The 15,001-nt window shown below is 72.1% G+C and carries 11 protein-coding genes and 1 pseudogene; 9 read left to right on the top strand and 3 right to left on the bottom strand.

The window, feature by feature from the left end; translation table 11 throughout:
* Positions 1 to 175 precede the first annotated feature (175 nt).
* Positions 176 to 379 (bottom strand): cold-shock protein, encoded by a 204-nt coding sequence (locus AXW62_RS11910; protein WP_030822622.1) that lies wholly within the window; start codon positions 377 to 379, stop codon positions 176 to 178.
* Between the two features lie 457 nt (positions 380 to 836).
* On the opposite strand from AXW62_RS11910, the gene tatA reads away from it, so the two are divergent.
* The 3 genes from tatA to AXW62_RS11895 all read left to right on the top strand — a co-directional run bounded on the left by tatA (position 837) and on the right by AXW62_RS11895 (position 3,807).
* Complete coding sequence (gene tatA / locus AXW62_RS11905) at positions 837 to 1,139, top strand: Sec-independent protein translocase subunit TatA (RefSeq protein ID WP_060944511.1); 303 nt, start codon at positions 837 to 839, stop codon at positions 1,137 to 1,139.
* A gap of 152 nt (positions 1,140 to 1,291) precedes the next feature.
* Positions 1,292 to 1,867 carry a TerD family protein gene (locus tag AXW62_RS11900; protein WP_060944479.1) on the top strand — a complete coding sequence of 192 codons (576 nt, stop codon included), beginning with the start codon at positions 1,292 to 1,294 and terminating at the stop codon, positions 1,865 to 1,867.
* Positions 1,868 to 2,280: 413 nt separating this feature from the next.
* Complete coding sequence (locus tag AXW62_RS11895) at positions 2,281 to 3,807, top strand: LCP family protein (protein WP_060944478.1); 1,527 nt, start codon at positions 2,281 to 2,283, stop codon at positions 3,805 to 3,807.
* A 54-nt stretch (positions 3,808 to 3,861) separates the two neighbouring features.
* Here the strand turns inward: AXW62_RS11895 and mgtA are convergent, their stop codons facing one another.
* Positions 3,862 to 6,507, bottom strand: a complete 2,646-nt coding sequence (gene mgtA, locus AXW62_RS11890) for a magnesium-translocating P-type ATPase (RefSeq protein WP_060944477.1) — start codon at positions 6,505 to 6,507, stop codon at positions 3,862 to 3,864.
* Positions 6,500 to 6,865 (bottom strand): ArsR/SmtB family transcription factor, encoded by a 366-nt coding sequence (locus AXW62_RS11885; RefSeq protein ID WP_060944476.1) that lies wholly within the window; start codon positions 6,863 to 6,865, stop codon positions 6,500 to 6,502. Before AXW62_RS11885 ends, mgtA begins: the two co-directional genes overlap by 8 nt.
* A 266-nt stretch (positions 6,866 to 7,131) precedes the next feature.
* Between AXW62_RS11885 and AXW62_RS11880 the strand changes: the two genes are divergently transcribed.
* The 6 genes and pseudogenes from AXW62_RS11880 (at position 7,132) to AXW62_RS11855 (ending at position 14,743) form a co-directional block, all read left to right on the top strand.
* Entirely contained in the window at positions 7,132 to 7,758 is a 627-nt protein-coding gene (locus tag AXW62_RS11880) for an NAD(P)-binding domain-containing protein (RefSeq protein WP_060944475.1), read from the top strand.
* A gap of 310 nt (positions 7,759 to 8,068) precedes the next feature.
* Positions 8,069 to 8,821, top strand: a complete 753-nt coding sequence (locus AXW62_RS11875; protein ID WP_060944474.1) for a GntR family transcriptional regulator — start codon at positions 8,069 to 8,071, stop codon at positions 8,819 to 8,821.
* Positions 8,822 to 9,055: 234 nt separating this feature from the next.
* Positions 9,056 to 10,759 (top strand): APC family permease, encoded by a 1,704-nt coding sequence (locus AXW62_RS11870; protein WP_174556382.1) that lies wholly within the window; start codon positions 9,056 to 9,058, stop codon positions 10,757 to 10,759.
* Positions 10,760 to 10,905: 146 nt separating this feature from the next.
* Positions 10,906 to 11,091 carry an SPOR domain-containing protein gene (locus AXW62_RS11865; RefSeq protein WP_030822649.1) on the top strand — a complete coding sequence of 62 codons (186 nt, stop codon included), beginning with the start codon at positions 10,906 to 10,908 and terminating at the stop codon, positions 11,089 to 11,091.
* Positions 11,092 to 11,177: 86 nt separating this feature from the next.
* Positions 11,178 to 11,567 (top strand): annotated as a pseudogene (locus AXW62_RS11860) ((deoxy)nucleoside triphosphate pyrophosphohydrolase); the annotation flags it as partial.
* Between the two features lie 455 nt (positions 11,568 to 12,022).
* On the top strand, positions 12,023 to 14,743 hold the full coding sequence (locus AXW62_RS11855) for a SpoIIE family protein phosphatase (protein ID WP_079105500.1): 2,721 nt from the start codon (positions 12,023 to 12,025) through the stop codon (positions 14,741 to 14,743).
* Positions 14,744 to 15,001: the final 258 nt, after the last annotated feature.

Below are 15,001 nucleotides of genomic sequence, written 5' to 3'. Positions count from 1 at the left end.
AGAGGATTCGGCCGGGGAATACTCGCGGGTTGTGGCGCCGAACCGGGCGGCCCGATCCGGGGCGGAGAGCCGGGGCGTCGGGTACCGCGTGAGGGATGGCCGTGCCCTGCGGCGCGACGGAGCCGGGGCCCGCACCCACAGTACGGGCCCCGGCTGCGAACTGCGCGCGTCGCCGTCAGGCGGGAACGATGTTCTCGGCCGTCAGGCCCTTCTGTCCCTGAGCGATGTCGAAGCTCACCTTCTGGCCTTCCAGGAGCTCGCGGAAACCTCGGGCGGCGATGTTCGAGTAGTGGGCGAACACGTCAGCGCCGCCACCGTCCTGCTCGATGAAGCCGAAACCCTTTTCCGCGTTGAACCACTTCACGGTGCCAGTAGCCATGTGTCAATCTCCTTCGGGGCAGTGTCCGGAACCTCGCATGTGCGGACTCCGCGTCGCTGCGATGATTACCCTGCCCGGAAATGACCGGAGATACAGAAGAACTCCCCTAGGCGTGGCAGGCCAGGGAGCCCTGAAGTTCTCGGGAACCACAATCGCAACTGCGATCAACAGTAGCACGGCATATTGGGCTGGGCATGGTAACTGATGACGCTTTCGTTGTTGTTCCAGAAATGCTCAGCGCGCGCCGAGTTGATTTCTCGCCTCGCGATCACAGATATTCGTCCGCCTGGAGCGCTTGGGTCGACCCGCTGATGGTCGGCCTGGCCGTGTCCGGTATGCCGGTGTGCGCCGTCCGCCTTCGTTCCATCGCGGCGCCGTTGGGTTGTATGGTTGCGCAATATCGCAAGCATGCAAGTGTGGCACTCAATGGCTGACACAGAGGGATGGGGTGAGTGTGGTGCTCCGCAACGGACTGGAACCGTGGCACCTGCTGATCGTGGCGATCGTGTTCATCTTGCTGTTCGGGGCCAAGAGGCTGCCCGACACGGCCCGGTCCCTGGGCAAGTCCCTGCGCATCCTCAAGAGCGAGACCAAGGCCATGAAGGAGGAGGACGGGCGGGCGGCCGCGGCCTCGTCGGCGTCCGCACCGGCCGGTTCTGCCGACCCGGCCGAACCGGCCCCGCTCCACGTCACCCGGGCGGCTCCCGGTGAGACCTCCGGGGCGCGCCCGGTCCGGGAGGGTGGCGCCACCGGGCGATGAGCTCCCCGCTTCCGCCGTACCTGCCGTAGCCGTCCGGTGGGCAGCACACTTTAGGTATTGCGCAACTAAATGAACTAGGGTGACTGCCCGTCGGTGGGAGCCGGTTGAGCGCCGGGCGCCCAGGAAGAAACCAGCGGTGGAGGAGGAGAACAGTGGGAGTTTCCCTGTCCAAGGGCGGCAACGTGTCGCTGAGCAAGGAGGCGCCGGGGCTGACGGCGGTGCTGATCGGTCTCGGCTGGGACGTCCGCACCACGACCGGCGCGGACCACGACCTGGACGCATCGGCACTGCTGTGCGACGAGTCCGGGAAGGTCGCCTCCGACCAGCACTTCGTCTTCTACAACAACCTCAAGAGCCCGGACGGCTCGGTCGAGCACACCGGCGACAACCTGACCGGCGAGGGGGAGGGCGACGACGAGGTCGTCAAGGTGAACCTCGCCGCGGTGCCCGGCGATATCCCCAAGGTGGTGTTCCCGGTGTCCATCCATGACGCCGAGGCCCGCGGGCAGAGCTTCGGCCAGGTCCGCAACGCCTACATCCGCGTCGTGAACCAGGCGAACGGCCAGGAGATCGCCCGCTACGACCTGTCGGAGGACGCCTCGACGGAGACCGCGATGGTCTTCGGCGAGCTGTACCGGCACGGCGGGGAGTGGAAGTTCCGCGCGGTGGGCCAGGGGTACGCCTCCGGTCTGCGCGGCATCGCGCTCGACTACGGCGTCAACGTCTGACGGCGGCCGGTTCCCGGCGCCGGTGACCTCGCGCGCCCGGCGCCGGATCGCGGTGGGTCCGCCGCGGCGAGAGCCGCTGCCACGGCGCGTCCGCGGCCCGTTCCCACCCCGGGGGAACCCGGCGATGCCGCTGGGTTCCCCCGTTCGCCGGGCCGCTCGGGCCCGGCGGACCGCAGGACCCGCGGGGCTTTCCGCCGCCATGCCCCGGCCCCCTCGGCGGGGCCGCGGCCTGCTCCTCGGCCCCGGCCGGTGTCGCACAACTCGCCGCGTGACGCCCACGGGCGGGCGGCGAACGAGGTGCCGGGCGGGGCGTGGACCGTCTCATAATTCAATTGCTACATTGCGCAATTGAACAACCAAAGGCCGGGGTCAGCAGTCCCCTGTGGAGAGACGGACGCACGAGGGGTGTACGGATGACCAGCAGCCACAGGAAGGCGGCGGCCGGCCGCCGCGCCCCGGCACGGCCGGCCGGCCGGGGCCGGGACGGCTCCCGCGTCCAGCGGCGCAAGCGGAGCCGGGTGCGGATCGCGCTGGCCGTCGTGGCGTCGCTGCTGGTGCTCGTGGCGGCGGGCGCGGTGTGGGTGTACCTGCAGCTGAACGCCAACATCAGCACCTTCGACGCGGACGGCGTCTCCGGGGACCGGCCGGAGGACTTCTCCGGGGGCCAGAACGTCCTCATCATCGGCTCGGACGCGCGCACCGGCGGCAACAGCGACCTGGGCGGTGGCGACAAGGGCGACATCGGGCGTTCCGACACCGCGCTGCTGCTGCACGTGTACGCCGACCGCAAGCACGCCGTGGCCGTGTCCATCCCCCGCGACACCCTCGTGGACATCCCGCCCTGCAAGCTGCCCGACGGGAGCTGGACCACCACGCAGCACAACACGATGTTCAACGCCGCGTACTCCGTCGGACAGACCGCCAAGGGCAATCCGGCCTGTACCCAGAACACCGTGGAGCACCTCACCGGGCTGCGCGTCCACCACACGATGGTGATCGACTTCAAGGGCTTCGCGGCCCTCACCGACGTGGTGGGCGGCGTCGAGGTGTGCGTGCCGCAGGACGTCTACCAGAAGGACCTCAACCCGCACCGCGCGGACCGGGGCGAGCGCATCTTCGCCAAGGGCGAGCAGAAGGTCGCCGGACAGAAGGCCCTGGACTACGTCCGCATCCGGCACGGCATCGGCGACGGCTCCGACATAGGCCGCATCAAACGCCAGCAAGCCTTCATCGCCAGTCTGATCAAGAAGGTCAAGAGCGACGGCCTCACCCCCACCAAGCTGCTGCCCCTCGCGAACGCCGCCACCAAGTCCATGACGGTCGACCCCGGCCTGGGCTCCGCCAACAAGCTGATCTCCTTCGCGATGTCGATGAAGGGGATCGACCTGCACAACACCACGTTCATCACCATCCCCTGGCGGTACCAGGGCGAGCGGGTCGCCATCGTCGAGCCGGAGGCCGACGCCCTGTGGGCCGCCCTGAAGGCCGACCGGACCCTGGACGGCGAGGACGCCGGCGAGAAGAACGGCCACAAGAAGCCCGAGCCGGCACAGAGCGCGGGGCCGGTCTCCGGCGACGGGATCGCGGTGGCCATCCACAACGGCACCACCACCGGCGGCGTCGCCTCCCGCGCCGCCACCGCGCTCACCGAACACGGCTTCACGGTCACCGGCACCGGCAACGCGCCGAGCCAGGACCACTCCACGACCACCATCACCTACGGCCCCGGCCAGCGGAGCCAGGCCAAAACGGTCGCCCGGCTCTTCGCCGGGGCCGAACTCGAGCCGGCGTCCACCGACGGCATCACCGTCACCCTCGGCCAGTCGTACGCGGACGCCCCCTCGGCCGTGCCGTCGCCCGAACCGGACACGCTTCCGTCGGTGGCCCACGACGCCCGTTCCGCCGACGACGACGCCTGCTCCAACCTCTCCTACGGCTGACCCGCCAACGCGTCACCAGCGGGGCCGGTGCGGGGCCCGTTCGGGCGAACCGGATCAGCGCGGGAGGCGCTGCCGCCGTTCGCAGCGCCGCATGGCCGCCGCCAGCGCGACCGCGTACAGCGTCAGCACGGCGGCCAGCTCCGCGTAGTACGTGAGCGGCAGTGCCGTCATGCCGAGCAGTGGCCCGAGCGGGGACAGGGGCAGCAGGACGCCGACGGCGCCGAGGACGGCGGCCGCGCAGCCCACCGCGCTCGGTCCGCCCGTGGCGCCGCGGCGGCCGGTGTGCAGCAGGACCATGACCAGCGCCTGGGTGAGCAGGTTCTCGGTGAACCAGCCGGAGTGGAAGACCGCCTCGTCGTCGGTGCTGCCGGGGCCGTACACGGCGAGGGCGAGCAGGGCGAACGTGGCCAGGTCGGCCAGGGCGTTGAGGGCGCCGAAGCCGGTGATGAAGCGCAGCAGGCCGCGCGGGCGCAGCACGGCGGGACGGCGCAGCGCGGCCGGGTGGGGGCGGTCGTAGGCGAAGGCGAGCTGGGAGGCGTCGAAGCACAGGTTCTGCACCAGGACCTGGGCGGGCAGCATCGGCAGGAAGGGCAGCAGGACGCCCGCGGCGAGCATCGCGATGACGTTGCCGAGGTTGGAGGAGAGGGCGACGCGCAGATACGCCGTGATGTTGCCGCCGGCGTGCCGTCCCGCCGTGACGGCGTGGCCGATGGCCGTGAGGTCCTTGCCCCCGTCGGCGTGGATCTCCCGCCCGGTGAGGACCACGTCGGCGCCGTCCCGGGCCACGGCCACCGCCTCGCGCGGGCACATGCCGATGTCGGCGGCGCGCAGGGCGGGCAGGTCGTTGGCGCCGTCGCCGAGGAAGCCCGCCGTGTGTCCGCCGGCGCGCAGGGCGGTGACGATACGGGCCTTGTGGTCCGGCGAGCAGCGGGCGAAGACGGTGGTGCGGCGGGCGGCGGCGACCAGTTCGGCGTCGGTGAGCGCGTCGACGCGGTCCGCGGTCAGGACGCCGTCGACGGCGAGCCCCAGATCGTGGCAGGCGCGGGTGGCGGTGCCCGGGTGGTCACCGGTGAGGATCTTGACGTCCACGCCGTGGTCGGCGAGGTCGCGCAGGGCGGCGGCCGCGGTGGCGTTGACCTCGTCCCGCAGGGTGACGAACCCCCGGAAGGCGAGACCGCGTTCGTCGGCGGGGGTGTAGGCGCGGTGGCGGGCGGCGCGGTCGGCGGTGGCGACCGCCAGCAGGCGCAGACCGTCGCCGGCCCGGCGGTCGGCGAGCGCGTGCAGCCTCGCCCGCTCCTCGTCGGTGAGGGCACACCGTTCCAGGACGGCCTCGACGGCCCCCTTGACGACGAGGGTGTGCGTGCCGAGCCGGCCCGGGGTGCGGACGACGGCGGTGGCCAGGCGGCGTACCGGGTCGAACGGCAGCGCCGCCACCGGCTCGTACGCCATGACCTCCGCCTCGTCCACGGCGTCCAGCAGCGCCTCGTCGAGGATGTCCGGCGCGGGCAGATCGGCCAGTTGCAGGGTCCACCAGGCGTTGACGGCGGCCCAGTGCAGCACCTCGGCGTCGTCCTGACCGTCCGCGTCCAGGGCGCGGTGCACGGTGGCCCGGTCCTCGGTGAGGGTGCCGGTCTTGTCCAGACACAGCACGTCCATGGCGCCCAGGTCGTGCAGCGCGGGCAGGCGTTTGATGATCACCCCGTGGCCGCGGGCGAGGAGCGCGGCGCCGCGGGCGAGGCACGTGGTGACGACGACCGGCAGCATCTCGGGGGTCAGCGCGACCGCCACCGCCACCGCGAACGGCAGGGTCTCCAGCCCGCGTCCGTTCACGGCGGCGTTGGCCATGAGGACCAGCGGCGGGGTCAGCAGCATGAAGCGGACGAGAATCCACGACACGCCGTGCACCGAACGGTCGAAGGCGCTGGGGCCGCGCCGCCGGCCGCCCGTGTGCGTGCGCGCGAACTCCGTACGGGCCCCGGTGGCCTGCACCACGGCCGTGCCACTGCCCGAGGCCACGCTGCTGCCCTGGAAACACAGCTGCGGCTGCCCGAACACATGCTGGTCGTACCGGGCGTCGGGCACGTCGACCGCGTGCTTGTCGACGGGCTGCGACTCTCCGGTCAGCGCAGCCTGGTGCACCCGTAGTCCACTGGCGCGCAGCAGCCGGACGTCCGCGGGCACCAGGTCCCCGGGGCCGAGATGGATCACATCGCCCGGCACCAGCTGGTCGACCGGGATCTCGCGCACCACCGGAGCGGCGTCCCGCGCGTCGGCCCGGCGCAGCACACTCGCCGTGGTGGCGACCAGGTCGCGCAGATGGGCCATGGACCGGTCGGCCCGCAACTCGCCGGATATGCGCAGCCCGCAGCTGACCACCACCAGGAAGGTGATCACGGCCGCGGTCGCCCAGGACGCCACCGCCGCCGACACCAGACCGAGCACGAGCAGCACCGTGGTGAACGGATCGCGCAGGCCACGCAGCAGCCGCCGGGGCCAGGGAGTGACCTGCTGGGCGGGCAGCACGTTCTCGCCCCAGCGGGCCAGCCGCTCCTCCGCCGCCTGCTCGGTCAGCCCGCGCGGCCCACTGTCGAGGGCGCGCAGCACTTGCAGCGCGGTCGGCGCCGCACTCCCGCCGCTTCCCGCGGGCGGTGCCGCGGCGGCCGGGTGGCCACGCCCCGCGGCCACGGCATGCTCAGGCACCGGTCCCGTGCACCAGACGCACCGGCCCCGCGGCCTCGTTCCGCTCGCGGTCGGCGAGCTGGCCGACCATCAGGCGCACCACCGTCACGATGTCGGGGTCATCGACGAAGTACACCTGGCGGCGGCCTTCCCGCCGGGAGCGGACCAGCCCCGCCAGCCTGAGCTTGGTCAGATGCTGACTGATCGCGGGCAGCGCCCCGCCCACCCGGTCGGCGAGGTGCGTCACATCGCTCTCGCCCTGGGCGAGGGCCCACATGATGTGCAGCCGCGCCGCCGACGCCAGCAGCCCGAACGCCGCCGCCGCCTCGGCGAGGACATCGGCGGAAGGATCTTCGGACTCGCGCGCTTCCTTTGCCATCGCCGACCTCCGTCGCCCCGGACCACCCGTTCACAAGGCTCACCAGTCTAGGCGTCGTGGTATCCGCCGGATCCGGCCCGCGGTTCGGCGCGGGCCCCGGCGCGGTCCCGGGTCCGCCGCCGCTGAGCGCGGCGCCGCCGACCGGCCGCCCGACCCCTGGGCATGCATGACCCGCGGGCCACGGGTAACCCGGCCGGGAGCCCACCGCGAAGAAGACCGCGAAGAAGACCGCGGAGAGGACCGCGGAGAAGGAGGGGAGCAACGCCGTGCGCATCGGAATCATCGGAGCGGGCCGCATCGGCTCGACGCTGGCCCGCCACTTCGCCTCGATCGGCTACGAGGTGGCGATCGCCAACTCCCGCGGCCCGGACACCCTGGCCGACCTGGTGGCCGAGATCGGCGGCCCGGTCCGCGCGGTGACCGCCGAGGAGGCGGCCCGGTGGGGTGCGGCGGTGGTCGTGTCCATCCCCTACGGCCGCTACCGGGAACTGCCGACCGAGCCGCTGCGCGGCAAGGTCGTCATCGACACCTGCAACTACTACCCCGAGCGGGACGGGCACGATCCGGACCTCGACGACGACGCCACCACCTCGAGCGAGAAGATCCAGGCCCACACCGGCGCCAACCTGGTCAAGGCGTTCAACGCGATCTACTGGGAGAACCTCCGCGACCACGCCCGCCCCAAGGGCGCCGCCGACCGGGTGGCCATCCCGCTGTCCGGCAACGACGAGGAGGCCAAGGCCGCGGTGGCCGGGCTGATCCGCGACATCGGCTTCGATCCCGTGGACGCCGGGCACCTGGGCGAGGGCGGCCGCAAGCACCAGCCGGGCAGCCGCGTCTACGCCACCGAGATGTCGTCCGCCGAGACCAGCGCCCTGCTGCACGCCGTCTGAGACCGGGACCGGGACCCACGGGCGCGGCGTTCCCCACGACGACGGCCGACGTCACGCACAGGGGCCGGGCCAACCGCCAACGCTCCGTGGCCCGGCCCCTCGCCACGGCCCGCGTCAGCTGGTCCGGTGGGGCAGGCGGTGATCCGGGCGGTCCCGGAGCCATGGGTACGGCACCCGCCTTTGGCCAAGTGAGCCAAGTTAAACGTCTCTGAGCTGCAGTTCACTACATCTAGTGAAGCCCTGGCCTCCAGTTGCAATCGACAACAACGAGTTGTCAAGCTGTTGCTGACTGTCAACCCAGGGAGTGCACGTGGCCTTTGGTGACCAGCCCGCCTATCTCCGCGTCGCCGACGATCTGCGGAAGAAGATCGCCGCGGGTGAGCTGCCGCCGCATGCGCGCCTCCCCTCCCAGGCCAGGATCCGGGAGGAGTACGGGGTTTCGGACACCGTCGCCCTCGAGGCCCGGAAGGTGCTGATGGCGGAGGGGCTGGTCGAGGGGCGTTCCGGGTCGGGTACGTATGTGCGGGCGCAGCCCGTGCCGCGGCGGGTCGTCCGCGGCGGTTTCCACGCCTCCGGTGAGACCACGCCGTTCCGGCAGGAGCAGGCCGACGACCGGATCACCGGCACCTGGGACGCCGACAGCGAGCAGGAGGAGGCCGGGCCGGAGATCGCCGGGCGGCTGGGGATCGAGCCGGGGGAGCGGGTGATGTGCACCCGCTATGTGTTCCGGTCGCACGGCGAGGCGGTGATGCTCTCCACCTCCTGGGAGCCGCTCGCGGTCACCGGGCGCACGCCGGTGATGCTGCCCGAGGAGGGGCCGCTGGCCGGGCGCGGGGTGGTCGACCGGATGGCCGCCCTCGACCTGGTGGTGGACAACGTGGCGGAGGAGGTCGGCGCCCGGCCCGGCCGGGCGGAGGAGGTGCTGGCGCTCGGCGCGGTGCCGGGCCACTGGGTGCTGGTCACCTCGCGTACGTACTTCGCGGGCCGGCGTCCGGTCGAGACCGCCGATGTGGTGGTGCTCGCCGAGCGGTATCGGGTCGCCTACCGGTTGCCCGTGAGGTGATCACCGCACGGGGCGGCCGTGCGCGACGGCCCGCGGCGGCGCCGCGCCCGCCGTGCGCGCGGCACGGTGCGCGCGGCGCTGTGCGTCCGGCGCGCGCTGTGCCTTCGTGCGGCACCCTGCGTACGGGCTCGGTTACCCCTGCGTAAGTGCGGTTCCCGTCCGCCGTGTTGCGAACGTCACATCAAAGCGGGGGAAAGGGGTTACTGGAAGGGGGTCATCCGTTTCGCTCTTACGATGGATCGGTTTGTGTCCGGTCGTCAGGGGGGCGAAAGGAGTGCCAGGAACTTGAGCACGGAGCAGGGTTCCCACTCGCATTATCGAAGGTCACTCGGACCGGTGGCCCTCACCGCTGTGGGTCTCGGGTCGATCATCGGCTCCGGCTGGCTCTTCGGCGCCGAGCGCGCCGCGGCGCTCGCCGGGCCCGCCGCCATCCTGGCCTGGGTGATCGGCGCCGCCGTCGCCCTGACCATCGCCCTGACCTACTCCGAGCTGGGATCGATGTTCCCCAAGGCGGGGGGCATGGTCCGGTACGGCCAGTACTCCCACGGCTCGCTCGCCGGCTATCTGGCCGCCTGGGCCAACTGGATCGCCATCGTCTCCGTGATCCCCGGCGAGGCCACCGCCTCCGTGCAGTACATGAGCTCCTGGGACTTCGGCTGGGCCAAGGCGCTGTACGACGGGAAGGAGCTGACCGGCAGCGGTGTGGCGTGCGCGTCCGTGCTGCTGATCTTCTACTTCTTCCTCAACTGGTTCGCGATCACCCTCTTCGCGAAGACCAACACCGCGATCACCGTCTTCAAGGTGGTGGTGCCGACCTTGACCGCCGGAGCGCTGCTGCTGTCGCACTTCGACACCGGCAATGTCAGCGACAACGGCGGCTTCACCCCCAACGGCTGGAACGCGGTGTTCACCGCGGTCGCCGTCTCCGGCATCGTCTGGGCCTACAACGGCTTCCAGTCGCCGCTCAACATGGCGGGCGAGGCCCGCAACCCGGGGAAGTCGCTGCCCAAGGCCGTCATCAGCTCGATCCTCATCGCGCTGGTGATCTACGTCGCGCTGCAGATCGCCTTCCTGACCGCCGTCCCCGCCGCCGATCTGAAGCACGGCGGCTGGGACGGGCTCTCCTACAACTCCCCGCTCGCCGACCTGTCCCTGGCCTGGGGCCTGAACTGGCTGGCGATGCTGCTGTACGCGGACGCCTTCATCTCCCCGTCCGGTACCGGCATGATCTACGCGGCCACCACCTCCCGCATGATCCAGGGCGTCCAGGAGAACGGCCATCTGCCGGGGATCTTCGGCCGGGTCGACCCCAAGACCGGTATCCCGCGTCCGGCGCTGGTGCTCAATCTGGTGATCGCCTTCGCCTTCCTCGCGGTCTTCCGCGGCTGGGGCTCACTGGCCGAGATCGTCTCCGTCGCGACCGTGATCTCGTACATCACCGGTCCGGTCGCCGTGGTGTCGCTGCGCCGCCTCTCCCCGGATCTGCCGCGGCCGGTGAAGCTGCGCGCGATGCCGGTGATCGCGCCGATCGCGATGGTCTTCGGCTCGCTCGTGCTGTACTGGGCCCGCTGGCCGCTCACCGGCAAGGTCATCTTCATCATGGCGATCGGGCTGCCGGTCTGGGCCTGGTACGAGCTGCGCAAGCCGTGGGAGCAGCTTCGGCCGCATCTGGTCGCCGGTGCCTGGATGGTCGCCTATCTGCTGGTCATGGCGGTGGTGTCATGGGCCGGTGGCAAGGAGTTCGGCGGCCGGGGCTATCTGCCGGAGGGCTGGGACCTCCTGGTCGTGGCCCTGATCGGGCTGGCCTTCTACGTCTGGGGCGTGCGCAGCGCATGGCGCAATCCGACGCTGCTGGAGGCCGAGCGCGAGCTGGGCGCCGTCCCGGACGGTGACGCGGACGGGGGCGGCGAGCGGCCGACGGCCGAAGCGCGCATCTGAGACATGGCTGGATGAGTGCCTCGTGGTAAGAACCCGTATCCGCTGCGTGAAGGTAGGGCGTAGGCTCGGGCATATGCGGAACGGGATTTCCTTAACGGTGTCGCGGGGGCGTACGCCCGGGTGCGGCACAGCGGAGGGGCGGGGAGATGAGTGACGGGAACGCTGTGCTGCCCTGGCTCGTGATCCGCCAGGACAGCAACGGCAACCGCTACCGCGTCGGGCGCTATGCCACGAGGACGGAGGCCCAGGAGGTGGCCGACCGGCTCGAGGGCCAGGGCCAGGAGCAGCTGTACGTGGTCGAGCGGACCGCCGCGTCCCGTCAGTCCGGCTAGCCCACAGGAATACGCAGGTCATCAGAGCCCCGGGGCACACCGCCCCGGGGCCCTGGCGTCCCTCGGCAGGGGCTAGGGTGCGGCGCATGAGCGTGCGTGTGGTGGTGGGCGGAGCGGTGTTCGACCAGGGGCGGCTGCTGGCCGCGCGGCGCAGCGCCCCGCCCGACCTCGCGGGCCGCTGGGAGCTGCCCGGCGGCAAGGCCGAGCCCGGGGAGACACCGCAGCAGACACTCGTCCGTGAACTGCGTGAGGAACTCGGGATCGAGGTCGAGCCGCTCGAACCGCTGCCGGGGGAGTGGGCCCTGAAGCCGGGCTATGTGCTGCGGGTGTGGACCGCGGCCCTGCGCTCCGGTGACCCGCGCCCGCTGGAGGACCACGACGAACTGCGCTGGCTGCCCCCGGACCGGGTGGACGAGGTGGACTGGCTGGACGAGGACCGTCCGGCGGTGGCGGAGGCGGCCCGCCGGCTGCGCGCGGGCGCGACCACGCAGGCCGCCGGGGGCGCCGGGACCGTCGGGGACGCTGGAGGTGCCGGGGCCGTCGGAGGTGCTGGAGGTGCCGGGGCTGCCGGGGACGAGCAGGCCGCCGGACGGGCCGAGGACGCCGCCGAAGGCGCCGCCAGGGATGCCGGAGGTGCCGCCAGGGATGTCGGAGGTGCCCGTCGGCGCACCCCCTGACGGCCGTCGGGGCCGCCCCGTGCGGAGCCGTCCGAGGCCGTGCACTGGGGAATCCATGGGATTCGGGCCGCCTCCGTCCGGTTAGGAGTGAGGTGGGGCGCTGATCATGAGCGCTTCACCACAAGCCGGGACGGAAACCGATGGCGGGCTGAGATAGTGCTGTGATCGTGAAGACCGTACTCCGGATGGCCGAAGTGCTGGATACTCGGCTATCTGTAGCCGGTCGGAGCACCTGAGCCGGAGGGGACGGGCGCATGAGCGAGAAGCCAGCGGGGGCTGAGATGCCCGAGGAGACGGTTGGTTCGCGGGTGTCGCCAGTGCCGCAGAGGTCGTCCGTGCCGGATATGCCGCCCATGTCCTCGATATCGGCGGTCTGGCAGAGCAGCCCGCCCGGCTCGATCTACGACTTCATCCGGGTCGCCTCCTTCGCCCTGGGTCCCGACGGCCGGATCGCGCAGTGGAGCGAGCGGGCCTCGGAGCTGCTCGGGCTGACGGCCCGGCAGGCCATCGGCAAGGATCCGGTGGAGGCGTTCGTACCGCCCGAGTTCCAGGAGTCCGGCCATCGCGCGGTCGCCAACATCCTGGACGGCCGGGAGTGGACCGGGCTGGTCCCCTACCGCAACCCCCAGGCGTCCAGTGGCCATGGCATCGCCGAGGTCTATGTGATGCCCGCTCAGGACGAGCACGGGGAGCGGGCCGCGCTCTGTATCGCGGTCGACGTCAGCGCGTTGCGCGGGCTGGAAACCGATCTGGCTTCTTCACAGGCCGTTTTCGGTCAATCTCCACTTGGCTTTTTCCTCTTCGGCACCGATCTGCGGATACTCCGCGTCAACGAGCGTTTTGCGAAGGTTTTCGGCCGCCCCACCGAGGAGTACCGCGGTATCACCCCGCACGACCTGCTGCCCCGCGGCGAGGCCGACCGGCTGGCCGCCGCGCTGCGCCAGGTCCTGGACAGCGGGCAGACGCTGACCGACATGCCCATCGTGGGGCAGCCCCCGGGCAGCTCCGACCGCCGCCGCTGGTCGGTGTCGCTCTACCGGCTGCACAGCGGCTCCGGCCGCCCGATCGGGGTGGCCGGACTCGCCACCGACGTCACCGGCCGCCGCCGCGCCGAACAGGAGGCCGCGGGCGTACGGCGCAATCTGGCGCTGCTGAACGAGGCCGGGGCCCGAATAGGCACCTCGCTCGATCTGGAGACCACCGCCCGGGAACTGCTGGACGTGGCCGTGCCGCAGTTCTGCGACCTGGCCTCCGTCGACCTCTACCAGGGTCTGCTCTCCGGCGACGAGACCCCGCCCGGCCTCGCCGACGGCAGCGCCGAGCTGCGCCGCGTCGCCTTCGCCAGCGCGGTCTCCGACGGCCCGGTCCCCTTCGGCGACGTCTGCCGCGCCGACACCGCCGACGACCCCAAGCCCATCCAGGTCGGCGAGGTGCACCGCTACCCCTTCAACTCCCTGTGCGCCCACGCCCTGCGCACCGCCCAGGTCCGGGTGGTGCCCGGACGGGACGGCAGCGAGGGCCTGGAGCTCGGCGCCCTGCTGCAGTCCACCCTGGTCGTGCCGATGGTCGCCCGTGACACGGTCGTGGGCCTGGCCCAGTTCTCCCGGGCCAAGGGCAGCGAGCCCTTCGGCGAACGGGACCGCGCGCTCGCCGTCGAGCTGGCCGCCCGCGCGGCCGTCAGCATCGACAACGCCCGGCTGTACCGCAGAGAACACGAACGCGCGCTGATCCTCCAGCGCAGCCTGCTCCCGCCCGGCGACCCGGAGGCCGCCGGGCTCGACATCGCCTGCCGCTATCTGCCCGGGAACGCGGCGACCGAGGTGGGCGGCGACTGGTTCGACGTGATCGAGCTGCCCGGCCACCGCACCGCGCTGGTGGTCGGCGACGTCATGGGGCGGGGGCTGCGCGCCGCCGTCGCCATGGGCGAACTGCGCACCGCCGTCCGCACCCTCGCCCTGCTCGATCTGGAGCCCGCCGAGGTGCTCTCCGCGCTCGACGAGATCGCCCGCGGCCTCGGCACCCCGGGCGGCTCGCACGCCGGCGCGCGGCCGGGCTCGCGCGCCCTGGCACGCGGCGGCCGGGCCGCCGACGACTCCTCCGACCTGACCGAGGTCTACCTGGCCACCTGCGTCTACGCGGTCTACGACCCGGTCACCCGCCGCTGTACGTTCGCCAACGCCGGGCATCCGCCCCCCGTCCTGGTGGAACCGGGGGAGGGCGCCCTGCTGATGGAGGTCCCGCCCGGAATGCCGCTCGGCGTCGGCGGCGAGCCGTTCGAGGAGATCGAGGTCGAGCTGCCGGACGGCGCGCTGCTGGCCCTCTACACCGACGGTCTGGTCGAGTCCCGCGACCACACCCTCGACGAGGGGCTCCACGCCCTGCGCGCGGCCCTCACCCCCTCCGACGGCGCCGACGGCGGTGGTGGTCGCGGCGGTGGGAAGGCTGCGGCCGGATCCCTCGAGGACGTCTGCGACCACGTCCTGAGCACCCTCGACACCCACCACGGCGAGGACGACATCGCCCTGCTGATGGCCCGGGTGCACGGGCTGGCGGCGGAGTCGGTCGGCGACTGGCACCTGCCCAGCGCCCCGCAGTCCGTGGGCCGGGCCCGCGAACTGGCCCGTGAGCAGTTGGAGTCCTGGGGTCTGGACGAGCTGGTGGACACCACCGAACTCCTGGTCAGCGAGCTGGTGACGAACGCCCTGCGGTACGGCGAGGGCGAGATCCGGCTCCGGCTGCTGCTGGACCGCACGCTGGTGTGCGAGGTCTGGGACGGCGGTCTGGTCCAGCCCCGGCGGCGGCGCGCCCGGGACACCGACGAGGGCGGGCGCGGGCTCCAGCTGGTCGGGCTGCTCAGCGCGGGCTGGGGGAGCCGGCGGACCCCGCTCGGCAAGACCGTCTGGTTCGAGCTGGCCCTCCCGGACGGCCAGTCCTCGGGGGCGGACTCGGTGGAGGCGCTGCTCAGCCTGTGGTGACGGGCTGCGGTCCGTTTACGGCACGGCTGCGGGCCCGCGACAGCTACTGCTCCGTCGGCTCTTTCCCCTCCCCGAAACCGGGGCTCCGCCCCGGCCCCCGGACCGGGGTTCCGCCCCCGACTCTCGGAACGGGCTGTGCCTCCGAGTTCGGAGCGGGGCTTCGCCCCAGACCCCGGAGCGGGGCTTCGCCCCAGGCTCCGGACCCGGGCTTCGCCCTTTCCCGCAGCATCGATATGCGGCTCCGCCGCGTGGCAGGGC

This window comes from Streptomyces hygroscopicus subsp. hygroscopicus (genome assembly GCF_001553455.1).
In the GTDB taxonomy this organism is placed as follows: domain Bacteria; phylum Actinomycetota; class Actinomycetes; order Streptomycetales; family Streptomycetaceae; genus Streptomyces; species Streptomyces hygroscopicus.
This window is presented reverse-complemented; position numbering and strand designations above follow the sequence as displayed.